The organism is Aquibium sp. A9E412 (genome assembly GCF_030398335.1).
GTDB lineage: Bacteria > Pseudomonadota > Alphaproteobacteria > Rhizobiales > Rhizobiaceae > A9E412.
Genome location: NZ_JAOAOP010000029.1, coordinates 17,620 through 41,584 on the forward strand (window position 1 = coordinate 17,620; position 23,965 = coordinate 41,584).

22 protein-coding genes are annotated in these 23,965 nt (G+C 71.5%); 13 read left to right on the forward strand and 9 right to left on the reverse strand.

Annotated features, from left to right (window positions below; all coding sequences use genetic code 11):
* Positions 1–20 precede the first annotated feature (20 nt).
* Positions 21–1,274, forward strand: a complete 1,254-nt coding sequence (locus tag N1F89_RS12000; protein WP_290084333.1) for a Xaa-Pro peptidase family protein — start codon at positions 21–23, stop codon at positions 1,272–1,274.
* Between the two features lie 19 nt (positions 1,275–1,293).
* On the opposite strand, the gene N1F89_RS12005 is transcribed toward N1F89_RS12000, so the two are convergent.
* Genes N1F89_RS12005 through N1F89_RS12020 form a run of 4 tightly spaced genes read right to left on the reverse strand, consistent with a single transcriptional unit; the run spans position 1,294 to position 4,608 of the window.
* A complete protein-coding gene (locus N1F89_RS12005; RefSeq protein WP_290084354.1) occupies positions 1,294–2,394 on the reverse strand; it encodes an ABC transporter ATP-binding protein in 1,101 nt (366 codons plus the stop codon).
* Between the two features lie 13 nt (positions 2,395–2,407).
* Positions 2,408–2,761 carry a RidA family protein gene (locus N1F89_RS12010; RefSeq protein WP_290084334.1) on the reverse strand — a complete coding sequence of 118 codons (354 nt, stop codon included), beginning with the start codon at positions 2,759–2,761 and terminating at the stop codon, positions 2,408–2,410.
* A gap of 40 nt (positions 2,762–2,801) precedes the next feature.
* On the reverse strand, positions 2,802–3,521 hold the full coding sequence (locus N1F89_RS12015) for a creatininase family protein (protein WP_290084335.1): 720 nt from the start codon (positions 3,519–3,521) through the stop codon (positions 2,802–2,804).
* A 52-nt stretch (positions 3,522–3,573) separates the two neighbouring features.
* Entirely contained in the window at positions 3,574–4,608 is a 1,035-nt protein-coding gene (locus N1F89_RS12020; protein WP_290084336.1) for a sugar-binding transcriptional regulator, read from the reverse strand.
* A 151-nt stretch (positions 4,609–4,759) separates the two neighbouring features.
* Here N1F89_RS12020 and N1F89_RS12025 point away from each other — a divergent pair, with 151 nt between their 5' ends.
* The 7 genes from N1F89_RS12025 to N1F89_RS12055 all read left to right on the forward strand — a co-directional run bounded on the left by N1F89_RS12025 (position 4,760) and on the right by N1F89_RS12055 (position 11,429).
* On the forward strand, positions 4,760–6,124 hold the full coding sequence (locus N1F89_RS12025; protein ID WP_290084337.1) for an extracellular solute-binding protein: 1,365 nt from the start codon (positions 4,760–4,762) through the stop codon (positions 6,122–6,124).
* An 84-nt stretch (positions 6,125–6,208) separates the two neighbouring features.
* The gene (locus N1F89_RS12030) at positions 6,209–7,072 is read left to right on the forward strand and encodes a sugar ABC transporter permease (RefSeq protein WP_290084338.1); all 864 of its coding nucleotides are present in this window, start codon (positions 6,209–6,211) and stop codon (positions 7,070–7,072) included.
* On the forward strand, positions 7,069–7,899 hold the full coding sequence (locus tag N1F89_RS12035) for a carbohydrate ABC transporter permease (protein WP_290084339.1): 831 nt from the start codon (positions 7,069–7,071) through the stop codon (positions 7,897–7,899). Before N1F89_RS12030 ends, N1F89_RS12035 begins: the two co-directional genes overlap by 4 nt.
* A 10-nt stretch (positions 7,900–7,909) precedes the next feature.
* Positions 7,910–8,653 carry an SDR family oxidoreductase gene (locus tag N1F89_RS12040; RefSeq protein ID WP_290084340.1) on the forward strand — a complete coding sequence of 248 codons (744 nt, stop codon included), beginning with the start codon at positions 7,910–7,912 and terminating at the stop codon, positions 8,651–8,653.
* A complete protein-coding gene (locus N1F89_RS12045; protein WP_290084341.1) occupies positions 8,650–9,408 on the forward strand; it encodes a creatininase family protein in 759 nt (252 codons plus the stop codon). Before N1F89_RS12040 ends, N1F89_RS12045 begins: the two co-directional genes overlap by 4 nt.
* Complete coding sequence (locus N1F89_RS12050; protein ID WP_290084342.1) at positions 9,405–10,886, forward strand: FGGY family carbohydrate kinase; 1,482 nt, start codon at positions 9,405–9,407, stop codon at positions 10,884–10,886. The genes N1F89_RS12045 and N1F89_RS12050 overlap by 4 nt, the downstream gene beginning before the upstream one ends.
* Before the next feature lie 114 nt (positions 10,887–11,000).
* A complete protein-coding gene (locus N1F89_RS12055; protein WP_290084343.1) occupies positions 11,001–11,429 on the forward strand; it encodes a PRC-barrel domain-containing protein in 429 nt (142 codons plus the stop codon).
* A gap of 107 nt (positions 11,430–11,536) precedes the next feature.
* Here N1F89_RS12055 and N1F89_RS12060 read toward each other — a convergent pair whose 3' ends face one another.
* On the reverse strand, positions 11,537–12,709 hold the full coding sequence (locus tag N1F89_RS12060) for an acyl-CoA dehydrogenase family protein (RefSeq protein ID WP_290084344.1): 1,173 nt from the start codon (positions 12,707–12,709) through the stop codon (positions 11,537–11,539).
* A 210-nt stretch (positions 12,710–12,919) separates the two neighbouring features.
* Between N1F89_RS12060 and N1F89_RS20700 the strand changes: the two genes are divergently transcribed.
* Complete coding sequence (locus N1F89_RS20700; protein ID WP_354670324.1) at positions 12,920–13,417, forward strand: DUF1622 domain-containing protein; 498 nt, start codon at positions 12,920–12,922, stop codon at positions 13,415–13,417.
* 10 nt (positions 13,418–13,427) lie between these two features.
* Here N1F89_RS20700 and N1F89_RS12070 read toward each other — a convergent pair whose 3' ends face one another.
* Entirely contained in the window at positions 13,428–13,670 is a 243-nt protein-coding gene (locus N1F89_RS12070) for a DUF6460 domain-containing protein (RefSeq protein ID WP_290084345.1), read from the reverse strand.
* Positions 13,671–13,960: 290 nt separating this feature from the next.
* Between N1F89_RS12070 and N1F89_RS12075 the strand changes: the two genes are divergently transcribed.
* Positions 13,961–14,803 (forward strand): DMT family transporter, encoded by an 843-nt coding sequence (locus N1F89_RS12075; protein WP_290084346.1) that lies wholly within the window; start codon positions 13,961–13,963, stop codon positions 14,801–14,803.
* Positions 14,804–14,929: 126 nt separating this feature from the next.
* Here the strand turns inward: N1F89_RS12075 and N1F89_RS12080 are convergent, their stop codons facing one another.
* Positions 14,930–16,684 (reverse strand): amidohydrolase, encoded by a 1,755-nt coding sequence (locus tag N1F89_RS12080; protein ID WP_290084347.1) that lies wholly within the window; start codon positions 16,682–16,684, stop codon positions 14,930–14,932.
* 190 nt (positions 16,685–16,874) lie between these two features.
* Entirely contained in the window at positions 16,875–18,674 is a 1,800-nt protein-coding gene (locus N1F89_RS12085) for an AsmA-like C-terminal region-containing protein (RefSeq protein WP_354670325.1), read from the reverse strand.
* A 339-nt stretch (positions 18,675–19,013) separates the two neighbouring features.
* Here N1F89_RS12085 and N1F89_RS12090 point away from each other — a divergent pair, with 339 nt between their 5' ends.
* Positions 19,014–20,972, forward strand: a complete 1,959-nt coding sequence (locus N1F89_RS12090; protein WP_290084349.1) for an acetoacetate--CoA ligase — start codon at positions 19,014–19,016, stop codon at positions 20,970–20,972.
* Positions 20,973–21,401: 429 nt separating this feature from the next.
* Here N1F89_RS12090 and N1F89_RS12095 read toward each other — a convergent pair whose 3' ends face one another.
* Complete coding sequence (locus N1F89_RS12095; protein WP_290084350.1) at positions 21,402–21,686, reverse strand: DUF1127 domain-containing protein; 285 nt, start codon at positions 21,684–21,686, stop codon at positions 21,402–21,404.
* Positions 21,687–21,844: 158 nt separating this feature from the next.
* On the opposite strand from N1F89_RS12095, the gene N1F89_RS12100 reads away from it, so the two are divergent.
* Together N1F89_RS12100 and xseA are read left to right on the forward strand one after the other, a co-directional pair.
* Positions 21,845–22,804 carry a LysR substrate-binding domain-containing protein gene (locus N1F89_RS12100; RefSeq protein WP_290084351.1) on the forward strand — a complete coding sequence of 320 codons (960 nt, stop codon included), beginning with the start codon at positions 21,845–21,847 and terminating at the stop codon, positions 22,802–22,804.
* Between the two features lie 53 nt (positions 22,805–22,857).
* A partial coding sequence (gene xseA, locus N1F89_RS12105) for an exodeoxyribonuclease VII large subunit (RefSeq protein ID WP_290084352.1) occupies positions 22,858–23,965 on the forward strand: 1,108 nt, incomplete at its 3' end.

A 23,965-nucleotide genomic window follows, 5' to 3' on the forward strand; every position in this document is an offset into this window, starting at 1 on the left:
CGAACACGGATGACTGGACGATGCGCTCGACCGACTACAACGGCCTGGCTCCCGGCGCCTTCGAGGCGATGGTGGAGGGCGAGCGCCAGCTCGCCTTCGCGCCCGCAGAATACGCCGACCGGCTCGCCCGCGTGCGCCGCCTGATGGCGGATGCGGGCGTCGACATGCTCTGGATCACCACGCCGGAGCACATCTGCTGGCTGCACGGCTTCTTCGCGAGCTGGTACAAGGCCAACGCGCCGATGCGCTATCCGCAGTGCTACGGCACCGCGGTGCATGTCGACCACGACCACGTCATCCATTTCGACAATCCGACCGAGATGCCGGTGCTGTCGCGCGTCTCGGTGTGCGAGGACGCCGTGTGGTTCCGCTCGCGCACGGCGCGCGACAACATCCCGCTGGTGATGGGCGAGCTGGCCGCGCGCGGCTGGCTCGGCGGCACGGTGGCGATGGAGAAGTGGAGCTACCTGCCCAACCCGACCGTCTCGACCATGTTCGAGGGGGCGTTCGCCGCCCAGGGGGCGCGCGTCGTCGACGGCAGCGCCATCGTGCGCCGGGCGCGGCGGGTGAAGTCGCCGGCCGAGATCGCCAAGCACGAGCAGGCCGCGCGCTACGCCGACATCGGCATCGAGACGATCCGCCGCGAGCTCAGGCCGGGCATGACCGAGCTCGAGCTGTTCGGTCTGGTGACGGCGCAGATGATGAAGGCGGGCAGCGAGTTCCCGGCCCTCATCCCGATCTTCAACGCGCTGCCGGTGCGCGACGGGCGGCCGGTCTCCTCCGGTCACTCGATGGCCGGACGCGCGACGATCGAGAAGGGCCAGTTCCTCTGCGCCGACCTGTGCGGCGTGCACGACCGCTACCACACCAACGTCATGCGCGGCGTCTATCTCGGCGATCCGCCGGCGGCGATGGTGCGGCAGTACGAGAAGGCGGCGAAGGTGTTCGACCTGTTCCGCAGCGAGGTGCGCGCCGGCATGACCGTCGGCGCGGTCAACGCGCTGGTCCGCGAGGCGCTCGGCGGGCTTGGGCTCGACGGCGCCGAGGGCTGGGTGCTCGGCTACGAGCTCGGCCTGTCGCTGCCGCCCGACTGGGTCGGCGAGTTCTACTTCCACTACCAGGACGACGCCCATCTCGACCGCGTCTTCGAGGCCAACATGGTCACCAATCTGGAAAGCCTGTTCAACACCTGGCTGATCGACACGCTGGTCTACGAGCCGGATGGCTGCCGGGTGCTGTCTAAGACGCCGATCGAGCTGATGGCGACCGGCTGAGGCCGGCCGCGCCGGCCGGTCAGCCCGCCGCGGCGATGCGCTGGCCGTCCCCGTCGAACAGGTGGCAGGCCGCGCCGTCGAAGGCGAGGCGCACGGCCGCGCCCGGCGCGATCGCCGTGTGCCCGGTCTTCACCAGGACCGGCGCCGGCAGCGCCGCGCTGGTGCAGTAGACCAGCGTCTCGGCGCCGAGATGCTCGACCACGTCGACCTTCGCCGCGATGCCGTCCTCGCCGGAGACGAGCGCCACGTTCTCCGGCCGCACGCCGAGCCGGACCGGCGCGCCGGCCGCTGCCCGGTGCGCCGGGATGGCGACCGTCGCGCCGCCGTCGAGCGCCACCGCGGTCGTCGCCGCGTCGCTCGCCGCCGCGTCGCTCGCCGCCACCTGTCCGGCGAAGATGTTGATGCGCGGCGCGCCGATGAATTCGGCGACGAACTGCGAGGCGGGCCGGCTGTACAGCTCCATCGGCGCGCCCATCTGCATGATGCGGCCGTCCTTGAGCACGACGATGGTGTCGGCCATCGTCATCGCCTCGATCTGGTCGTGCGTGACGTAGATCATCGTGCTGCCGAGCGACTGGTGCAGCTTGGCGAGCTCGACGCGCATCTCCGCGCGCAGCGCGGCGTCGAGATTGGACAGCGGCTCGTCGAACAGAAAGACCTCGGGCTGGCGCATCAGCGCGCGGCCGATGGCGACGCGCTGGCGCTGGCCGCCGGACAGCTGGCCGGGCTTGCGGTCGAGCAGCTCGTCGAGCTGCAGCATGGCGGCGACCTCGGCCGCCCTGGCGCGCCGCTCCGCGCGGCCGACGCCGCGCAGCCGCAGGCTGAACGACATGTTCTCCCACACGCTCATGTGCGGATAGAGCGCGTAGGACTGGAACACCATCGCCGCGCCGCGGTCGGGCGCGGGCACCTCGTTCATGCGCCGCGCGCCGAAGCGGATCTCGCCGGCGTTGACCGCCTCGAGCCCGGCGATCACGCGCAGCAGCGTGGACTTGCCGCAGCCCGACGGTCCGACGAAGGCGACGAACGCCTTGTCGGCGATCTCGAGCGAGATGTCCTTCAGCACCTCGTGGGCGCCGAAGCTCTTGCGGATGCCGTCGAGCGTGACGCTCACCATGATGCCGCCGCCCGCCTCACCTGACCGCCACGATCTGGATCTCGATGAGATCCGTCGGCTCGGCCAGCCGCGCCTCCACGCAGGCGCGCGCCGGCGCGGCCCCCTCGGGCACCCAGGCGTCCCAGACCGCGTTGACCGCGTGCCGGTTGCGGATGTCCGACAGCCAGATCATCGCCGAGACGATGCGGCTGCGGTCGGAGCCGGCCTCGGCGAGCAGCGCATCGAGCTTGTCGAGGATGTTGCGGGTCTGGCCCTCGAGATCGAGCGTCCGGTCGGACGCGATCTGGCCGGCGAAATAGAGCATCGTCGCGCCGGCCGGCGCCTCGACGACCTGGCTCATGCGCTTTCCGGTCTGGTGGCGTTTCAGCACGCATTTCCTCCTGGCTTGGCTGCGGACGGCACGGACCCGCTCACGACGCCGCCCCGGCGGCCGGCGTCAGCCCCTCGGCGCGCATGATGTCGGCCACCTTCTGCGACAGCACCGCGACGGTCCGGTCGCGCGCCGCCCGGCCGGCCTCGAGATCGGCCTTGCTCGGCTCGCCGTTGATGCCGCCGGACTGCGGATGGATGGCGTGGCGCGAGCGCAGCTTGTACCAGGGCTTGTCGATCTTGAAGTCGACGGCACGCTCGGGGTGGTAGACCGCGCCGGTCACCGCGGCGACCTCCGTCTCGCCCTTGTCGGCGTGGTGGATGCCGGCGATGCCGGCCTCGGTCCACCAGTTCCAGCAGGCCAGCCGCGCCTCGGGATAGCGTTCCCAGATGGTCCAGAACGCCGCTTCGCAGGGCGCCTTGTTGGCGCCGTGGCCGCTCAGGAAGATCAGCCGCTGGAAGCCATGCAAGCAGAACATGCCGCCGAGCTCGGCGATCACCGTGGTGAAGGTCGACGGGCTGAGGCCGATGGTGCCGGGATAGTCACGCATCTCGTCGGCGAAGCCGTAGGGCAGCCCGGGCGCCAGGACGGCGCCGGTGCGCTCGGCGATGGCGCGCGAGAAGTACTCCGCGGTGTCGATGTCGACGCTGAGCGACAGATGCGGGCCGTGCGCCTCGATCAGGCCGATCGGCACGATGACCGGCAGCCGCCGGTCGAGCGCGTCGACCTCGTGGTTCGTGAGACGTTTCCATTCGATCATGGGGCGGGTCTCCGTTTGCACTTTTGTGCTTTCGTATCTACACAAGTTGACATCATGCCGCATCACCGCGCGGCCGCCCCGCACCGGCCTTGCCGGCGCGCGCCAGCACGGCGCGCATCGTCGCCTCGTCGGTAACCAGCACGTGCGGCAGACCGGTGCGCAGCGCGCCGGTGATCACGTCCACCTTGCCGGCCCCGCCCGAGGCCAGGACCAGCGACTTCATCGCCCGCAGATCGGCCAGGCCGGGGCCGACGAGCTGGCGGTTGACCGGGTGGTCGACCGGCGCGCCGTCGATGTCGATGAACGTTCCGAGCAGGTCGCCGACCGCGCCCGCGGCCGTCAGCTCGGCGGCGCTCACGCCGCGCGGCAGCGCGTGCCGCACGAGCAGCGACGCGGGGCTCATGTCGCCGGCGGCGAAGCAGGCGACGTCGGCGCTGAGGATCAGCTCCAGCACCGCGGCGAAGAACTGCTGGCCGGTCAGCACGTAGCGCGCCTCCGGCGTGTCGGCGTAGATCGGCGCCGTCATGTAGTACCGTTCTGCCTTGAGCAGGCGGCCGAGTTTGCCAATGATTTCAATGGCATTTTCCTCGGAGGAGCGGGGCAGGGCGCCGAGCAGCGTGACGATCTTGCTCTCCGGTCGCGGGCATGGCTTGAGGAAGCGCAGCATCTCGCGCATCGTCTGCCCCCAGCCGATGCCGAACACCGTCTTGGCCGGATCGGCGACCTGCTCCGACATGTAGCGGGCGAGACCGGCGCCCACCATGGCGTGGGTGCCGTCGGCCGAAACCGGGCTCGGCACCACGACCGCATTGCGCAGGCCGAAGGCGGCGACCGCCTCGCGCTCGAGCGCCACGCAGTCCGCCAGCGGCGCCGTCACCTCGACGCGCACCAGCCCCTGGTCGCGCGCCTCGGCGAGCATCCGGTTGACCCGGAAGCGCGACACGCCGAGCGCCTCGGCGACGTCGGCCTGCTTGCGCTCCTCGATGAAGTAGAGCCACGCCGCGCGCAGCATAAGCGCCTGCTCGTGGTCGGCCAGGTCGGCCTCGCTCGGCATGCCGTCGGCGGCGGCGGAGGGGGTGGGGTGCAAGGCGGCCTCGGGTGCTGCGGCAATTTTTGTTGATGAACAATTACAAATGTGCTAGCCGTCTGTCAATCATGGACGGTGCCGCGGTCCGGCGCGCGGCACCCGGGCCCACAAACCCGCGGGCCCACAAAATAGCCGTTCGATGGAGGTGAAATTGAAGGCATCCACCAGACTGCTCACCGCGGCGGCGTTCGCCATCGCCCTGCCGACGGCGGCCAGCGCCCAGACCGAGATCAACATCGTCGCGTTCGCCCCCGGATTCGCCTGGGCCGACATGTTCGGCCCCTCGGGCACCGACAAGACCGACAAGCTGCGCGCCTTCGAGGAGGCGACCGGCATCACCGTCAACATCGAGTTCGCCGACGAGGAGACGGCGCGCCAGAAGGTGCTGCTCGACCTGGTCAACCAGACCGGCACCTACGACCTGGTGATGCTCGGCTCCGACGGCGCCGTGCAGACCTTCAGCTATGCCGGCTATCTCGAGCCGCTCGACGACCTGCTGTCGACGGCGACGGAGTATTTCGATCCCGAGGCGGTCTACCCGCAGTTCCTCGAGGCCAACCGCGTCGACGGCAAGCTGTGGGCCTTGCCCTACTACTCGTTCGGCGCCGGCGTCATCTACCGCAAGGACATCTTCGAGCGCTACGGCATCGCCGAGTTCCCCGAGACCACCGAGGCGCTGGCCGGCGCGCTCGACACCATCAAGGCCGGCCTCGAGAAGGACGGCATCACCGACGTCTACCCGCTGACCATGCGCGGTGCGCCCGGCGAGGAGCCGAGCCTCGACCTGAGCGGGTTCGTCTACGCCTATGCCGGCTATCCCGCCTGGTTCGAGGGCGGCGCGACGACGCCCGAGGAGATCAGGGCCAACGACGCCCGGCCGATCTTCACCGGCGAGTTCCGCGAGGGCTTCGAGGCCTTCGTGGAATGGTCGCGCGAATACGGGCCGCCCGGCATCGCCACCCACACCTGGGTCGACATGATGAACCTCTACGGCGCCGGCCAGGCGGTCGTTCTCATGCCTTCGGCGATCAACGGCTTCGCCGCGCTCGGCGGCACCGAGAACACCGACGTCGCCGAGCACACGGCCTTCGCGCCGTCGCCGGCCGGCCCCTCCGGCCTGCCGGTGCAGAGCTTCTGGACCTTCTCGGTCGGCGTCAGCGCGTTCTCCGACAACAAGGAGGCCGCCTACAAGACGCTCGCCTTCCTGACCGGCGAGCAGGCCATGCAGGGCTTCGCCGAAACGATCGGCTGGCCCTACAGCACCTTCCCGGCGATCACGCGCGGCGAGGTGCTGGGCGAGAAGTGGCCGGCCGAGATGCTCGACCAGATCGAGGCGAGCTACGAGCAGGCCGATCCGCACTACTTCCCCTACATCCCAGAGCTCAACGCGTTCATGGAGCGCATCGGCACCGCCGCGTCGGAGGCGATCTCCGGCTCCAAGACGGTGGACGAGGCGCTTGCCGAGCTGCAGGCCTGGGCCGAGGAGCGCATGGAGCGCGCCGGCTACTACGAGTAGCCGGCACCGAACCGCCGCGGCCGGGACCGGCGTCCCGGCCGCGGCATCCTCTTGAAGTGTAGCGGCCGAACGCGCGGGGCGGGCATGGCGTTGAGCTGGCGGTTCTGGTTCCTGGCACCGATGGTGATGGCGCTCGCCACCGTGGTGCTGTTTCCCACGGTCTACCTGTTCTGGATGAGCACCCAGCACTGGCTGGTCACCGATCCGCAGCGCTTCTTCGTCGGCACCGACAATTTCCAGCGCCTGCTCGCCGGCGCCGATTTCTGGCAGGCGCTGCGCGTCACCGCCGCCTATCTCGTGCTCAGCACCGTCATCATGCTCGGCCTCGGCCTCGGCATGGCGCTCACCTTCGCGCGCGCCGGCCGCGGCTGGATGCGCGCCATCGTGGTCATGCCGCTCGTCATCCCGCCGGTCGTCGCCGGCTTCACCTGGCGCTTCCTGCTCAACGGCGAGATCGGCTTCCTCGGCGCCTGGCTGCTGCCGGCCATCGGCCTCGAGCTCAACCCGCTGGCCGAGCCGCGCGCCGCGCTCGTCTCGGTGGTCATCGCCGACGTGTGGAGCCGCACGCCCTTCATGTTCCTGATCCTGCTCGCCGCCCTGCAGTCGATCCCGCGCGATTTCTACGAGGCCGCGCGCATGGACGGCGCCAACCCGTTCCACGAGTTCTTCTTCATCACCCTGCCGCTGCTCAAGGGGGCGCTGTTCGTGGCGATCCTGTTCCGCATCGTCGACGCCATCAACACCTTCGAGCTGATCTACGTGATGACGCGCGGCGGGCCCGGACGGGCGACGCAGATCCTGTCGATCTTCGGCTGGCGCACCGCCTTCCAGGAGCTCGACTTCGGCCAGGCCGCGGCGCTCGGGGTGGTGCTCCTGTTCATCTGCCTGGCCGGCGCCATGCTTTTGTTCCGCCGCTTCGTGCAGCGCGACCTGGAGGCGGGCGCATGAGCGCGCCGCGCCGCTACGGCCGCTGGCTGGCGCTGATCCGCGCGGGCTTTCTCGGCGTCGTCTTCGTCTTCGTGGTCTTCCCGCTGGTCTGGCTGGCGCTCGCCTCCCTGAAGACGCGCGCCGCCGCGCTCGAGGTGCCGCCGGCGCTGGTCTTCACGCCGAGCTTCGAGGCCTATGAGAAGATCTTCGCCAGCGGCCTCGTCGGCGCCTTCGCCAACTCGCTGACGATCGCGCTGACCAACGTGGCGCTGTCGCTGGCGATCGGCCTGCCGGCGGCCTATGCGCTGGCCCGCATGCGCGGCGCGGTGCAGCAGAACCTGAGCTTCTGGGTGCTGTCGATCCGCCTGGCGCCGCTGTTCTCGATCATTCTGCCGCTCTACGTGCTGTTCAAGGCGCTCGGCCTGCTCGACACGCGGATCGCCGTGGCGATGGCGCACCTGACGCTCACCCTGCCGCTCGCCGTCTGGCTGCTGATGACGTATTTCCGCGCGATGCCGGTCGACCTCGACGAGGCGGCCATGCTCGACGGCGCCAAGCGCTGGCAGACGCTGCTGCTCGTCATCGTGCCGATCAGCCGGCCGATGATCGCCTCGGTGGCGGTGATCGTCTTCATCTTCTCGTGGAACGAGTTCCTGCTCGCCTTCTTCCTGACCGCCCGCGACGCGCAGACCGTGCCGGTGGTGGTGGCCGGGCTCGCCGGCACGATGAGCTTCGACTGGCCGCTGATCGCGGCGATCTCCATCGGCTCGATGGTTCCCGCGCTCATCTTCGTCGGTTTCGCCCAGCGCCACATCGTCGAGGGGCTGGCGAGCGGCGCGGTGAAATAGGAGCGGAGCGATGGCCGGCGGCGCGGCGAAGCACATCGCGATCACCGGCGCGGCCGGCGGCATCGGCGCGGCTCTGGTGCGCCGCTTCCTCGCGCTCGGCTGGCGCGTCGCGGGCATCGACCGCGCGCCCTTCGCCGACGACGCGACGGCGGCGCCCGGCTTCCGCGCGCTTGCCGCCGACGTCACCGACGAGCAGGCGATGGAAGACGCCTTCGCAGCGGCTGCGGCGGATGCGCCGCTCGGCGCCGTGATCGCCAACGCCGCGGTGACCGACATCGACCACCACGAGGCGCTCGATCTGCCCTATGCCACCTGGCAGCGCGTGCTGAGGGTCAACGTCGACGGCGCCTTCGTCACCGCGCGCAGCGCCGCGCGCCACATGCGCGCCACCGGCGGCGGCAACATCGTCTTCGTCACCTCGTCGCTCGCCATGCTTGACCAGGCGCGTGCCGGCGACGCACCCTACTGCACGTCGAAGGCGGCGGTGGAGATGCTGGCGCGGGTGCTGGCCATCGAGCTGGCGCCGCACGGCATCAACGTCAACACGCTGTTTCCCTCGGTGATGATCGACAGCGGCTTCTTCGCCCACCTTACGCCGCACGAGCGCGCCCGGCTGGCACCGCCGTCGCTGCTCGACGAGACGGCGGCCTTTCTCGCCGGGCTGCCGGCCGGTGCGGCGAGCGGACGCGCGCTCGACCAGAAGCGCTGGGACGGCGATGCCGCCTACCGGGCGGCGTGGGAGGCGCTGCGATGACGACCTGGATCGATGCCCGCGAGGCGACGCTGCCCGAGATCGCCGCCTTCGCCGAGCGCTACCCCTTCGCCATCCTGCCGGTCGGCTCGTTCGAGCAGCACGGCCCGCACCTGCCGCTCGACACCGACAATCGGATCGCCGAACGCATGGCGCTGGAGACCGCGCGGCGCAGCGTGGGCATGGTGCTTCCGGTGCTGAACGTCGGCTACGCCTGGGTCTGGCGCGGCCATCCCGGCACGCTCACCTTCCGCTTCGACACCTACATGGCGATCGTCCGCGACATCGCCGAGAGCCTCGCCGGCTGGGGCGTCAAGGCGCTGTTCGTGCTGTCGGCGCACGGCTCGAACCCGCAGCTGGTCAAGCACGCCATCCGCGAGCTGATCCACGAGCGCCACGACATCCGCGTGCTGAACAGCCTCTATCTCGGCCTCGACACGATGCTCGCCGAGGCGCAGTCGCACCGCTGGGCCAACGACATCCATGCCGAGGAGATCGAGACGGCGCTGATGCTGGCGATCGCGCCCGAGCTCGTTCACATGGAGCGCGCGGCGGCCGACTACCCGCCGGTGCCGGACGACTACGGCCGCTCGGAGCTGTCCATGGGCCACATCATGCGCTCCGGCGTGTTCGGCGATCCGACCCAGGCGACGGCCGAGAAGGGGCGGCGCTGGCTGGAGACGGGCGCCGCGCGCACGGCCGAGCTGTGGCTCGGCTATCTCGCCCGGCACGGTCTCTACCGCCCCGAGGGCGCATGACGGCGCGGCGCGGCCATCTCGGCATCGACCTCGGGACCTCCGCCGTCAAGGTGCTGGTGCACGACGCGGCCGGCGCCGTCCTCGCCAAGACGCAGCGCGGCTATCCGACGCGCGCGGTGCGGCCCGGCTGGGCCGAGCAGGCGCCGTCCGACTGGTGGCGCGAGACCGCCGCCGCCGTCGCCGAGGCGGTGCGCGCGGCCGGGGCCGAGATCGTCTCGGTCGGCCTGTCGGGCCAGCTCAACGGCTTCGTGCTGCTCGACGGGGCCGGCGCGCCGCTCGGCGATGCGATCATCTGGCTCGACCTGCGCGCCGCCGACGAGGCGGGCCGGCTCGCCGCCGGCGCGCAACCGCCCTTCGAAGCGGCGACCGGCAACGAGCTGAGCGCCATCGCGGTGTTGCCCAAGCTCGCCTGGCTGCAGGCCCGCGATCCGGCCCTCCTGGCCCGCGCGCACCGCATCGCGCTTGCCAAGGACTATATCCTGCTGCGGCTGACCGGCGTGCTGGCGACCGACCCGTCCGACGCCGCCTCGACCGCGATGACGCCGCGCGGCGGGCGCGCCTGGGCGCCGGAGCTGTGCGCGCTGGCGCCGGTCGAGCCGGCGCTGCTACCGCCGATCCTGCCGTCGGCCGCCGTGGCCGGACAGGTCAGCCCGGCGGCCGCCGCGGAGACCGGGCTGGCGGCCGGCACGCCGGTCGCGACGGGGGCGGGCGACGTCGCCGCGCTCGCCGTCGGCTGCGGCATCGTGCGGCCCGGCCGCACGGCGATCACGCTCGGCACCGCCGGCCACGTGGTGGCCGAGGTGGCCGGCGAGCCGGCGCGCCGGCGCGGCCTGTGGCGCATTCCCCATGCCGTGCCGGGCCGCGAGCTGTGGCTCGGCCTCATCATGAGCGGCGGGCTGAGCCTGCGATGGCTCCGCGACGTGCTCGGCGCCGGCGCGCCGCCGCCCGACTACGCGGTTCTCGACCGGCTGGCCGGCGCGACGCCGGCCGGCAGCGAGGGCGTGACGTTCCTGCCCTTCCTGGAGGGGGCGGCGACGCCGCACAACTGGCCGGACGCGCACGGCATGCTGTTCGGCCTCGCCTCCTCGCATGGCAGCGGCCATGTGGTGCGGGCGGTGCTCGAGGGCGTCGCCTTCAATGCGCGCGAGTGCATCGAGGCGCTTGCCGAGGCCGGCGTCGAGAGCGGCGAGATCCGCCTCGCGGAAGGCGGCGCGCGCTCGCCCGTTTGGTGCCAGGTGCTCGCTGACGCGCTCGATCGGCCGGTGCGGCTGATCGGCGATGGCGACACCTCCGCGGCCGGCGCGGCGATCCTCGGGCGGGCGGCGCTGGCCGGCGGAGACGTGGCCGCCATCGCCGAACAGGTCGTCCAGGTCGACCGCGTGTTCGAGCCGCAGGCGGCGGCCGTCGCCGCGCTCGACGAGGCCTATGCGCGCTATCGCGCCATGTGCGCCCTGCTGGCCTCGCGCCGCACCGGCTGAAGCGCGAGAGCGCGGCCGCCGGCCACGCCGCGCCGCCGCCGCGCCTCTTTCGTCCAAGGAACCTTCGCCGGGCCGCTGCCGTTGCGTCGGATCATGCCACACGGGAGATCACCGATGCGAAAGACGATTCTCGCCTTGTCGATTGCCACCTTCGCCGCCACCGGCGCCGCCGCGCAGCAGGCCGGCACCGACTTCAGCAACCTGATCCGCGCCGACGACATCATCGACGGGCCGATCTACACCACCAACGCGGCCGAGGACGAGCTGTCCTGGGACGCCGACACCACCTATGACGAGGTTGGTGCCGACTGGAACAGGATCGGCGAGATCGAGGACGTGATCCTCGACCGCGACGGCAATTTCGCCGGCATCGTCGGCGAGATCGGCGGCTTCCTCGACATCGCCGACAAGCATGTCTTCCTCAAGGTCGAGGACGTCCGTCTGGTGCCGGTCGACGACGATGACGACTACGCCTACGTGACGCGCTACAGCGAGGAGCAGCTCGAGGCGCTGGAGAGCGTCGAAGAGGGCTGGTGGGACTGAGCCGCGCGCAGCGCGCCGCCGGCCGGCCGTTCCGGGCGGCCTCTTTCGGACCGCGTCGCAGCCCCGCTGCGGCGCGGTCCTGTCTCGTCCCGTGCCGCCCGCCGGGCTCAGTAGGAGCGCGGCAGGCCGAGCACGTGCTCGGACAGATAGCTGAGGATGAGGTTGGTGGAGATCGGCGCCACCTGGTAGAGGCGCGTCTCGCGGAACTTGCGCTCGACGTCGTACTCCTCGGCGAAGGCGAAGCCGCCGAAGGTCTGCACGCAGGCCTCGCCCGCCGCCCAGGCCGCCTCGGAGGCGAGCAGCTTGGCCGTGTTGGCCTCTTCGCCGCAATCCTCGCCCGCCTCGAACAGCGCCGCCGCCCGCTGCACCATCAGTTCGGCGGCACGCATCTGCGCATAGGCGCGGGCGATCGGAAACTGCACGCCCTGGTTCTGGCCGATCGGCCGGCCGAAGACGCGCCGCTCGCCGGCATAGGCGGTGGCCTTGTCGATGAACCACTTGGCGTCGCCGATGCATTCGGCCGCGATCAGGATGCGCTCGGCATTCATGCCCGACAGGATGTAGCGGAAGCCCTTGCCCTCCTCGCCGATCAGGTTGCCGGCCGGCACCCGCACGCCATCGAAGAAGACCTCGGTCGTCGAATGGTTCATCATCGTGCGGATCGGCTTGATCGTCATGCCCGCCTCGAGCGCTGCGCGCATGTCGACGATGAAGACCGACAGCCCGTCGGTGCGCTTGGCCACCGCCTCCTTCGCCGTGGTGCGGGCGAGAAGCAGCATCAGGTCGGAATGCTCGGCCCGCGAGGTCCACACCTTCTGGCCGTCGACCACGTAGACGTCGCCCTCGCGCCGCGCGAAGGTCTTGATCGAGGTGGTGTCGGTGCCGCTCGTCGGCTCGGTCACGCCGAAGGCCTGCAGCCGCAGCGCGCCCGAGGCGATGTCGGGCAGATAGGCCTGCTTCTGCGCCTCGCTGCCGTGCCGCAGCAGCGCTCCCATGATGTACATCTGTGCGTGGCAGGCCGCGGCGTTGCCGCCGGCGCGCTGGATCTCCTCCAGGATCGCCGCGGCGGCCGACAGCGGCAGGCCGGAGCCGCCATAGGCCTCGGGAATGAGCACCGAAAGATAGCCGGCATCCGACAGCGCCTCGACGAAGGCGCTCGGATAGGCGTTCTCGCGGTCGAGCCGGCGCCAGTAGTCGGGCGGGAAGGTCTCGCACAACCGGCGCACGCTGTCCCGGATCTGGGCGATCTCTTCGCCCTGCGGCAGGTCCCTGATGGTCATCGCTCTTCCCTCGTCATGCGGCCTCGCGCGCGGTGCGCGACCGCCATGGAGCACGCTGCGGCGGCGACGGCAACCTTTGTTCGCCGCCGGCAGCCGCCGGCGCCCGGGGGACTTGCCGGAACCCGCCCGCCGCTGCCACCTTCGCGAAGCGCGACCGGCGGGAGGCCGCAGCCGAACGCGGCCGCGCGCGGCATGCAAGGGGGATGAACGATGGGCACGAGCACGGCAAGGCACGGACGCATCGCCGGCGCACCGGCGCTGGCGGCGGGCGGCGCGCTGCTTCTCGCGCTGGCGCTGCCGGCCGCCGCCGCGCCGGCAACCGCGGACGCCGGCGTCGCCGACTGGCTGGAGAACGCGCTGCACTGGATCACGCGGGCGATCGAGATCGCCGGCATCGCCGCGATCGTCGTCGGCGCGAGCATCGCCACCGGGCGCTATGCCCGCGCGGCATGGCGCGGCGCGGCGGGCGACGAGGCCTATCACGGCTTTCGCGCCGGGCTGGGCCGGGCGATCCTGCTCGGGCTCGAGTTCCTCGTCGCCGCCGACATCATCGCCACGGTGGCCATCGAGCCGACTCTCGACAGCCTGGCCGTGCTCGCCGGCATCGTGCTGATCCGCACCTTCCTCAGCTTCGCCCTGCAGATCGAGATCGAGGGTCGGCCGCCCTGGCGCAAGCGGCCGGCAGCCGGCGACCGCGCCGCCTCCTGACCGGGCCACGTCAGCCGCGCGGCGGGCGCAGCAGATAGACGACGATCCAGATCGGCACGACGATCAGCGAGCCGAGCACGAGATTGGGCACCGCCCATTGCAGGCCGCGCCGCAGCAGCGCCAGCGCGCTCTCCGGCGTCAGCCCGACGCGCGCCAGCAGATCGGCCGCCGACAGGCCGAAGGCCGACAGAAGCGCGCCGGTGATCAGCGAGACCACCGCGATCTTGAAGAGCCCCGTGACGAACCTGAGCACCCGGCTCCCCCTTCGCCAAGCACGCCGCGACGCCCGCCGGCGGGCATGGCATCGCGGCCCCTGTTGCCGTCGCGCACCCGCGGCGCCGGACCCGGTCGAGCCGGCCGGCGCGGTGGCGCGCCTCCTGTTGTAGCCGATGCCGCGGCCGCGTTGAACATGCCCGAGAGCATGCTCGCGGGCGCCGCCGCAGCCGCTGGCCCCGGTCTGCCGCCCCCGCTGGCCCGTTCCGCGAAGCCGGCAAAGAGTCTAGGGGAAGATGCCGCAACGTCTGCTTCGCACCGGAATCGCCCTTGACCGTCACCGTCGCTTCCGCCGTTCTCCTTGCCGCGCTTCTGCATGCGAGCTGGAACGCCATCCTGCGCACGACGGCCGACCGCATGGCGACGCTGGCGCTGCTCACCGGCTCCTCGGGCCTCGTCGCGCTGGTCGGGTTGTTCTTCGTGCCGGTGCCGCCGGCGGCCGCCTGGCCGTGGCTCATCGCCTCGGTGGTGCTGCATCTCGGCTACAACATCTTTCTCGCCGCCGCCTATCGGCACGGCGAGCTCGGCAAGGTCTATCCGCTCGCCCGCGGCACGGCGCCGATGCTCACCCTGCTCGCCGGCTTCCTGCTGCTCGGCGAGACGCTGACGCCGCAGGCCACGGCCGGCGTCCTGCTGCTCGGCCTCGGCATCGCCGTGCTGACCTTCGAGCGCGGCTGGCGGGTGCTGGTGCAGGCGCCGCAGGGCACCGCCTTCGCGCTGATCACGTCGCTGTTCATCGCCGCCTACTCGATCGCCGACGGCGTGGGCGCGCGTGCGGCCGGCAATCCGCATGCCTACACGCTGTGGCTGTTCGCCCTCGACGGCCTGCCGCTGGCGCTGTTCGTCATCACCACGCGCGGCCGCCGCACGGTCGAGACGGTGCGCCGCAACTGGCTGACCGGCAGCCTGGCCGGCATGCTGTCGATGGGCGCCTACTGGATCGCCATCTGGGCGATGACGCTGGCGCCAATCGCGCTCGTCGCCGCGCTGCGCGAGACCAGCGTGCTGTTTGCCGTGGCGATCGGCGTCATCTTCCTGAAGGAGCGGCTGACGCCAATGCGCGTCGTCTCGATCCTCACCGTGCTCGCCGGCCTGGCGCTGATGCGGCTGTAGCGTTTCCAGGGCGTCCAACGGATAGGTCCGGCCGATCCGCACCGCCGCGCGAGGCGGACCGGCTTCACGTGCCGCATCGCCGGCCGGACGGCCCGGCCGGCAATGCGGGCACATTGCGCGCGGGGCCTACCGCGCGGCGAAGTGCCGGCTGACGATGCTGGTCGTCTCGCCTTCGAACACGCTGCGGCCGCCGACGATGGTCTCGAGCACCTTGATGTCCTTGATGGCGTCGGGATCGGCATGCCCGACCGACAGCGGATTGTCGGACAGGATGACGAAGTCGGCCAGCTTGCCCGGCTCGATCGTGCCCTTCACGTCGTCCTCGAAGACCTGCCAGGCGGCGTCGACGGTGATCGCCTTCAGCGCGTCGAGCGGATCGATGCGCTGCCCGGCGCCGATCGTCTCGCCGCCGGCCGACACGCGGTTGACCGACGACCACAGCATCTGGATGCCGTCGATCGGGGTGACCGGCGTGTCGGTGTGGGTCGAAAACCGCAGGGCGCGGTCGCGCGCGCCGGCGAGCGGGCTCATGTGGGCGGCCCGGTGCGGCCCGAAGAACACGTTCTTGTGCCTGTCGCCCCAGTAGAAGGTGTGGCCGATGAAGAAGCTCGGCGTGATGCCGAGCGCGGCCATCTGGTCGAGCTGGTCGGGCCGGGCGAACTGGGCGTGGATGACGCCGTGCCGCGCGTCGTCGCGCGGGAAGGCGCGTTGCGCCGCCGCGTAGCCGTCGATGACGTCCTGGATGCCCTGGTCGCCGTTGCCGTGGATCGTCATCTGGTAGCCGTCGCGGTGCAGCGTCTCGACGATCTCGAAGAAGGCGGCGCGGTCGTTCCAGTAGGGAAAGCCGCTGTAGCCCGCCTCGTCCTCCTCGCGCAGCGTCGTGTAGGGCTGCGTGAAGTGCGCGGTGTAGCCCTGCGGCGAGCCGTCGATGGTGAACTTAACGGGTCCCTGGGTGAGCATCAGCCGGCCGTCGCTGACGTCGGTGCCCGACGTGACGGCCGGAAAGGCGCGCACCGCCTCGACGCTGCGCACGCGCGGCCAGTAGTTCACCCGCACCGTCTGCTCGCCCGCTTCGAGCGCGGCCCGGAACAGGGCGAGCTGGTCGGGCGAGACGAGGTTGTCGGAGGCGGTGGTGAAGCCGGACGCGGCCCACATGTCGGACGCCGCGCCGATGGCGGCCACCCAGTCGGCGGTGTCGGGCGCCGGCGCCAGCGCGCGCAGCAGGCCGTTGGCGTTGCCCTCCATGACGCCGGTCGGCTCGCCCTGCGCGTCCTTGCGGATGCGGCCGCCGTCCGGATCGGCGGTCTCGGCGGTAATGCCGGCGCGCGCCAGCGCGGCCGAGTTGCCGACGGCCAGATGGCCGGAGATGTGGGTGATGACGACCGGCACCTCGGTGGAGACGCGGTCGAGATCGGCGCGCGTGGGGTGGCGCTTCTCGGCCAGCAGCGTGTCGTCGTAGCCCCGGCCGAGGATCACCGCGTCGCCGTCCGCCGCGCCGGCAGCCCTGCCAAGCCGGTCGACCAGGTCGTCGATCGAGGTCACGGTGCCGATCGGCGGCGGGTTGAGGTCGACATAGCTCAACGCGCTCATGCCGGCCCCGAGAAAGTGGCCGTGCGCGTCGATGAAGCCGGGCAGCAGGGTGCGTCCCTCGAGGTCGACCATCTCGGTCTCCTCGTCGGCCATCGCGCGCACGCTCTCCAGCATGTCGACGGCGATGATCCGGTCGTCGCGCACCGCGACCGCCTCGGCGAACAGCGCGTCCGCCTTCATCGTCACGATGGGGCCGCCGAAATAGATGGTGTCGGGGGCGTCCGCGGCGGCCGGCGAACCGGCGAGCAGAAGGCCGCCCAGCACGGGTCCGGCCAGCGTTTTCATCGACATGATTCCTCCTCTTCAAACAGAGGCCCGACAGGGCCGCGGTTCTCGCCGGCCATGCTGAAGGGGCGGGGCGGCCGAGGTATAGCCAGTCGCGGTGATCGATGATTCCAGTGTGGCGGGAGGCCTGTGCAGCGCGCCTTGGCGCGCATCTGGATGCGGAGCTTGTCCGCCGCTGGACCAAGACCCGTCGGGGTCAGTCCGGCGGGCCGAGCGGCGGCACCGGCGAGATGAACGGCTCGCTCCACGAGCCGCCGACGAAGAAGGCGGCCTCGGGTTCCGGCGGCGGTGCCGCGCCGTCGCCTTCGGCGGTGACGGGGCCGACGGTGCCCGACAGCGCGATGCCGCGCCCGGCGAAGGGGATGAGGCCCGACAGCGCGATCATGCGGCCGCCCGAGCGCGCCTCGGCGCGGTCGATGCGGGCGATGCCGTTCGACAGCGAGGCCTTGATCTGCGCCGTCTCGATGGGCAGCGCGCCCTCGGCGATCTCCGACAGGGCGAAGAAGCCGGCCCGTCCGCTGCGCGCCAGGAAGGCGGCGAGATCGAGCCCGGCGATCTCGCCGGCGCCGAGGCTGGCGGAGACCGAGCCGTCGGCGTTGCGCATGATCGTCTCCCAGCTCGTGCCGCTGCCCTTGAGGATCAGCGAGACGGTGGAGCGCGCGCGCGGCACGACGCGGGTGACGCCGAGCTGGCGTGCGAGCTGGCCGCCCTCGATGTCGGTCGCCACCAGGCGCAGCTCGACCTTGCTGTCGCGCCCGGCGCGGTCGACGCGGATGCCGAACTGCACCGTGCCGCCGAAGGCGGTGGCGTCGGAGATGTCGAAGGTGGCGAGCCCGCCGCGCACCTGCGCCGTCGCCGCCACGTCGGTCAGGTTGGCCGAGCCGACGCCGGCGCGGGCGGCCGACAGCCTGAGGTCGATGTCGAACTGGCGCGGCTCCGGCGCCTCGAAGGCCAGCGCGTCGCGGCTGCCCGCCTCCGGCAGCGGCGTGAAGGTCGACAGGAGCGAGCGCAGGTCGAGCGACTGGAAGGCGAGCGTGCCGCTGATCGCCGGCATCGGTGCGCCGAGCGTCACGTCGAGCACGCCGCTGCCCGGATTGCCGTCGAGCGCGATCTCAGCGTTCTCGAACTTCAGCCGGCGCGCGCCGCCCACCACCTTGCTGCGCATCTCGACCGCGCCGATCGCCGAGCCGGGCGAGATGTCCGAGCGCGTCCATTCCAGGAGCCGGCGCAGCGACGGCGAGGCCATCGCCAGCGCGCCGTCGAGGAAGGCGTCGTCGGAGATGTTGGCGATGCCGTTGAAATCGGCGCTGACCGGGGCGGCCTCCAGTGACAGGGTGACCGGTGCGTTGCCGCCGGCAAACAGCAGCAGCGGCTCGGCCGCGCTCGCCTCGATCGTCACCGCCTCGCCGTGCCAGATGCCGCTGCCGGCAAAGCTCGCCGCGCGGTTCAGCGCGGGCCAGGTCAGCGTGCCGTTCAGCCCGCTGACGAGCGCTTCCTCCGCATGTTCGCCCGCCGCCACGATGCGCCCGTCCTGAAGCTCCACCGTGCCGAACGGGTCGTCGGGCAGCGCCGCGGTCTTGGGCTCGGCCGGATCGGCGGCGAGCACCGCGCGGGCCATGCCGATCGACTGGGCGATCTTGCCGCCGCCGGGCGAGGCCGGCAGCGGGAACGGCCCGCCGGTCTCAGCCACGCGCACCACCGGGCGCACCAGCTTCAGCCGGGTGAACACCACCTCGCCGCGCAGCGCGGCGAGCGCCGACAGGTCGATCTCGATCTCCTCGGCCTCGATGACCGGCGCGCCGGCGCGGTTGCCCCACTCGGTGAAGGTGACGTTGGCGAGCCGGGCGCGGAAGGTCGGCCACACCAAGAGCTCCGGCGCGTCGCCGAGCTGGACGCGGTAGCCGCTCCAGGTGCCGATCTGCTGGGCGATGCGGTCGCGCACGATCTGCGTGGAGGCGAAGAAGGGCAGCGCCGCGACGAGCAGCAGGCTCGCCACCAGGACGATGCCCAGTGCCCATATGCCGCGTCTGGCCGCCGTTCCTGGCATCGCTACCCGCTGTGATCGACGCGCCGGGCGCCGGAGCATCGGTTTCGAAGGCTGGCGGCCGCGTCCCGGACGGATCCGGTGCGCCTGCACGGTCGCCAACCGCCCTCCTGCGCCCCGGCGGGCGCGGCGGTCCGGCGTCCCGCCGCCGTTGCGTGTCCTCGGTTTAAACCAGCCATGGTGCATTTCAAGCCTTTGTGGCCGCGCCATGGCCGAGCGCTCGGCCCGCGTGCCTTGCCGAGCCCGTGCGCAATGGGCATAACGGCACGCGCCAGCCAGAGGAGGATGTTGATGGACCGGACCGAACCGTTGTGGAGACCGTCGCGCGAGGCCGTCGAGGCCGCCGCCATGACCGGCTTCATGGCCGCTGCCACCGAGGCGTCGGGACGCACCATCGAGGACTATCAGGCTTTCCACCGCTGGTCGGTCGACGAGCGCGAGGCCTTCTGGGACCTGGTGTGGGACCGCTGCGGCGTGATCGGCGACAAGGGCGCGCGCGTGCTGGTCGACGGCGACCGCATGCCCGGCGCCGCCTTCTTCCCCGACGCGCGGCTGAACTTCGCCGAAAACCTGCTTTCCACGCGCGGTGCCGGCGAGGCGATCGTCTTTCGCGGCGAGAACAAGGTCGAGCGGCGCCTGTCGTGGAACGAGCTGCACGCGCTGGTCTCGCGCCTGCAGCAGCTCTTCCGCGCGCATGGCGTGAAGGCGGGCGACCGTGTCGCCGCCATGCTGCCCAACATGCCCGAGACGGTGGCGGCGATGCTGGCGGCGAGCGCGATCGGCGCCATCTGGTCGTCCTGCTCGCCCGACTTCGGCGTTGAGGGCGTGCTCGACCGCTTCGGCCAGATCGAGCCGGTCGTCTTCCTGGCGCCGGACGGCTACTGGTACAACGGCAAGGCGATCGAGGTCGCCGACAAGACGGCCGCCGTTCTCGAACGGCTGCCGAGCGTGCGCCTGGCGCTCGTCGTCGACTATCTCGGCACCGCCGAGGATGTCGCCGGCACGCTCGAGCGCGGTGTCGCGCTGGAGGCGGCGGTGGCCGAATACGAGCCGGCGCCGGTCGCCTTCGAGCGGCTGCCCTTCGCGCATCCGCTCTACATCCTGTTTTCCTCCGGCACGACCGGCATTCCCAAGTGCATCGTGCATTCGGCCGGCGGCACGCTTCTCCAGCATCTCAAGGAGCACCGGCTGCACGCCGACCTGCGGCCGGGCGACCGCTTCTTCTACTTCACCACCTGCGGCTGGATGATGTGGAACTGGTTGGTCTCCGGCCTCGCCTCGGGCGCCACGCTGCTGCTCTACGACGGCTCGCCGTTCCATCCCGACGGCAACGCGCTGTTCGACTTCGCCGCGGCCGAGGGCATGACCTTCTTCGGCACCTCGGCCAAGTTCATCGACGCCGTGCGCAAGGCCGGCCTCAGGCCGCGCGACACGCACGACCTGTCGCGCGTGCGCGCCATCGCCTCGACCGGCTCGCCGCTGGCGCCGGATGGCTTCGCCTTCGTCTACGACGCGATCAAGCCCGACGTGCATCTGGCGTCGGTCTCCGGCGGCACCGACATCGTCTCGTGCTTCGTGCTCGGCGTGCCGATCCTTCCGGTGTGGCCGGGCGAGATCCAGGGGGCCGGCCTCGGCATGGCCGTCGACGTGTGGGACGACGCCGGCCGCCCGTTGCGCGGCGAGAAGGGCGAGCTCGTGTGCACGCGCGCCTTTCCGGCCATGCCCATCGGCTTCTGGAACGATCCCGACGGCGCCAAGTACCGGTCGGCCTATTTCGAGCGCTTCGACAATGTGTGGTGCCACGGCGACTTCGCCGAATGGACCGAGCATGGCGGCATGATCATCCACGGCCGCTCCGACGCCACGCTCAATCCCGGCGGCGTGCGCATCGGCACCGCCGAGATCTACAACCAGGTCGAGCAGCTCGACGAGGTGATCGAGGCGATCTGCATCGGCCAGGAGTGGGACGGCGACGTGCGCGTGGTGCTGTTCGTGCGGCTGGCCGATGGCGTTGCGCTCGACGAGGCGCTCGAAAAGAGGATCCGCGGCAAGATCCGCTCCGGCGCCAGTCCGCGCCATGTGCCGGCCCGCATCGTCGCCGTCGCCGACATCCCGCGCACCAAGTCGGGCAAGATCACCGAGCTCGCGGTGCGCGACGTGGTGCACGGCCGGCCGGTCAAGAACAAGGAGGCGCTCGCCAACCCCGAGGCGCTGGCGCTGTTCGCCGACCGCCCCGAGCTGCAGCGCTGAGCCGCGGCAAGGCCGCCGCGCCGTGGTTAACGAAGCGTAGCATGGAAATTTACCGCGCCTTCAACTGTGGTACCCAAAGGTAAATTTTTCCCGCTGCGGGTAAGGTTTTGGTAACGGATCGGGCCCGATAGTCGTGGCCGACGCGACACCGGCCCGCCACCGGCCGGCAGCAGCCCAGGAGTTTTTTCCGAACCCTCGTTCTGACAGCCAGACCGACTTCTCGAAGCGCCCTTTCGGGCGCTTTTTTTTGTCCGCGCTTCTTCTCCTGGCGGGTTCCCGGGCACGCGGGGGAGCCGGTCGGCGGCGCTGCGGCGCGGGCAAAAAAAGGCCCGGTCCGCGAGGACCGGGCAAGATGCAGGCGGGCCGGGGGGAAGCCGGCAGGTGGGAGTAGGTCGCCTGCATGGGGGAGACCGTGGGGGCAGGGCACACTCAGGGCTTGCGGATCACCGTCTCGCAGCGCTGGCGCGCCTGCACCAGCGCCTGCAGCCGCAGCGTCGGGTCGACCGTCAGCGGCAGGCTGCGGGCGTGCTCGACGTCCTCGCGCAGCAGGCCGATGTCGGCCAGCTCCCAGTCGGAAAGCTCCTGCAGGTAGCGGACGTGGCCGCGGTTGCGCCACAGCCGGCGCAGGCGCGCCACGGCGTAGACGAGGCGCGACACCGCCGGGCCTTCGAAAAGGCCCGAAACCGTTCTGCCGATGCCGTCGATGGTCGCCATGACCTGTCTCCCGGCCGGAGCGTCGCGCGCCCGGCGCGCCGGGATCGGCCGGCCGGGGGATGACGCCGCGTTGCTGTCGAAGTCACCATCGCACCGGTGTATTGATTAGTCGAACGAATGTTTCTAATGTCTAGGATCAATATCGGTGATGGAAAAAAATGCCCGCGCCCCTCGACCTCGACCAGCTCGCCACCTTCGTGGCGATCGCCGACACCGGCAGCTTCACCCGCGCGGCGGAGGAGGTGCACCGCACCCAGTCCGCCGTGTCCATGCAGATGCGCCGGCTGGAGGAGCGCGTCGGCAAGCCGCTCTTCCACAAGGACGGCCGCGTCAACCGGCTGAGCGAGGACGGCGAGCGGCTGCTCGCCTATGCGCGGCGCATGCTGCGGCTCAACCGCGAGACGCTCGCCGCCTTCGACGACGACAGCCTGGAGGGCCATCTGCGCATCGGCATGCCGGACGACTACGCCGAGCGCTTCCTGCCCGAGATCATGGCCCGCTTCGCCCGCTCCAATCCGCGCGTCGAGATGACCGTGCTGTGCGAGCCGACGGAGAACCTGGTCGAGCATGTGCGCCGCGGCCAGGCCGACATCGCGCTGGTGACCTACGACCTGCACCGCGAGGAGGCGGAGATCGTGCGCAAGGAGCCGCTGCTGTGGGTCACCTCGGCGCACCACACCACGCATGAGCGCGAGGTGCTGCCGCTCGCCTTCGGCCGGCCGAGCTGCGTGTGGCGGCGCGTCGCCTGCGAGACGCTGAGCGCGCACGACCGCGACTACCGCATCCTGTTCACCAGCCTGTCGGGCACGGTGATCGGCGCGGCGGTGCTGTCGGGCCTGGCCGTCTCGGTGCTGCCGGAATGCGCGCTGCGGCCCGGCATGCGCGTGCTCGGCGACGCCGACGGCTTTCCGCGCCTGCCCGACTGCCACATCGGCATCCTGCGCGGCCACACCGGCCGGCCGGAGCTGGTCGCCGCGCTCGCCCGCCACATCGCCGAAAGCCTCGACAACGTGTCGGTGCCGGTCGAGGCGGCCGAGGCGGGCGGCTTCGATTTCGGCGCCGCCGCCTTCCGCCGCTCGCGGCGGCTGCGGCCCGGCCACGTGCTGCCGGGCTGGTGACGGCGGCCGCGCGCGGCTTGACCGCGCCGGGCCGAACCGCCTCAATCGCAGCCATGGACAGGTCGGAACCGCGCGATTCGCTGAGCAACGTGGCCGAGTATTCGGTCAGCGAGATTTCCGTCGCGCTGAAGCGCACGGTCGAGGACACCTTCGGCCATGTGCGCGTGCGCGGCGAGGTCTCCGGCTATCGCGGGCCGCACTCCTCGGGGCACGCCTATTTCGCGCTCAAGGACGACCGCGCCCGGCTCGAGGCGGTGGTCTGGCGCGGCACCTTCTCGCGGCTGCGCTTCAAGCCGGAGGAGGGCATGGAGGTGATCGCCTCCGGCCGGCTGACCACCTATCCCGGCTCCTCGAAATACCAGATCGTCATCGACAGCCTGGAGCCGGCCGGCGCCGGCGCGCTGATGGCGCTGCTCGAGGAGCGCAAGAAGGCGCTCGCCGCCGAGGGCCTGTTCGATGAGGCGCGCAAGCGGCCGCTGCCCTTCATGCCGCGCGTCATCGGCGTCGTCACCTCGCCGACCGGCGCGGTGATCCGCGACATCATCCACCGCATCGCCGACCGCTTTCCCGTGCATGTCGTGGTGTGGCCGGTGCGCGTCCAGGGCGAGACGACCGGCGCCGAGGTGGCCGCCGCGCTCGCCGGCTTCGACGCCGCCGACGGCGCGGCGGTGCCGCGCCCCGACCTCGTCATCGTGGCGCGCGGCGGCGGCAGCCTGGAGGACCTGTGGGGCTTCAACGACGAGGCGGTGGTGCGCGCGGTCGCGGCCTGCTCGATCCCGGTGATCTCGGCGGTCGGCCACGAGACCGACTGGACGCTGATCGACCTCGTCGCCGACCGCCGCGCGCCGACGCCGACCGGCGCGGCCGAGATGGCGGTGCCGGTGCGCGCCGACCTCGAGGCCTCGCTCGCCCGCCTCGGCGCCCGGCTCAAGGGCGCGGCGAGCCGCAGCACCGACCGCAAGCGCGAGGCGCTGCGCGCCTGCGCCCGCGCGCTGCCGTCGGCCGACCAGCTTCTGGCGCTGCCGCGCCGTCGCTTCGACGAGGCGGCCGGCCGGCTCGCCCGCGCGCTTCAGACGAGCACCCAGCGCAAGCGCGCCGAGCTCAACGGGTTGCGGCTGGCGCCGGCGGCGCTCGCCCGCCGGCTCACCGAGGCGCGGCGCC

Bases quoted from the DNA above. Each gene is read 5' to 3' on its own strand.
- N1F89_RS12100 (WP_290084351.1), top strand. From the start codon at position 21,845: ATGCCCGCGCCCCTCGACCTCGACCAGCTCGCCACCTTCGTGGCGATC.
- N1F89_RS12090 (WP_290084349.1), top strand. From the start codon at position 19,014: ATGGACCGGACCGAACCGTTGTGGAGACCGTCGCGCGAGGCCGTCGAG.
- N1F89_RS12055 (WP_290084343.1), top strand. From the start codon at position 11,001: ATGCGAAAGACGATTCTCGCCTTGTCGATTGCCACCTTCGCCGCCACC.
- N1F89_RS12030 (WP_290084338.1), top strand. From the start codon at position 6,209: ATGGCGTTGAGCTGGCGGTTCTGGTTCCTGGCACCGATGGTGATGGCG.
- N1F89_RS12035 (WP_290084339.1), top strand. From the start codon at position 7,069: ATGAGCGCGCCGCGCCGCTACGGCCGCTGGCTGGCGCTGATCCGCGCG.
- N1F89_RS12045 (WP_290084341.1), top strand. From the start codon at position 8,650: ATGACGACCTGGATCGATGCCCGCGAGGCGACGCTGCCCGAGATCGCC.
- N1F89_RS12080 (WP_290084347.1), bottom strand. From the start codon at position 16,684: ATGTCGATGAAAACGCTGGCCGGACCCGTGCTGGGCGGCCTTCTGCTC.
- N1F89_RS12000 (WP_290084333.1), top strand. From the start codon at position 21: ATGCGCTCGACCGACTACAACGGCCTGGCTCCCGGCGCCTTCGAGGCG.
- N1F89_RS12060 (WP_290084344.1), bottom strand. From the start codon at position 12,709: ATGACCATCAGGGACCTGCCGCAGGGCGAAGAGATCGCCCAGATCCGG.
- N1F89_RS12050 (WP_290084342.1), top strand. From the start codon at position 9,405: ATGACGGCGCGGCGCGGCCATCTCGGCATCGACCTCGGGACCTCCGCC.
- N1F89_RS12040 (WP_290084340.1), top strand. From the start codon at position 7,910: ATGGCCGGCGGCGCGGCGAAGCACATCGCGATCACCGGCGCGGCCGGC.
- N1F89_RS12015 (WP_290084335.1), bottom strand. From the start codon at position 3,521: ATGATCGAATGGAAACGTCTCACGAACCACGAGGTCGACGCGCTCGAC.
- N1F89_RS12095 (WP_290084350.1), bottom strand. From the start codon at position 21,686: ATGGCGACCATCGACGGCATCGGCAGAACGGTTTCGGGCCTTTTCGAA.
- N1F89_RS20700 (WP_354670324.1), top strand. From the start codon at position 12,920: ATGGGCACGAGCACGGCAAGGCACGGACGCATCGCCGGCGCACCGGCG.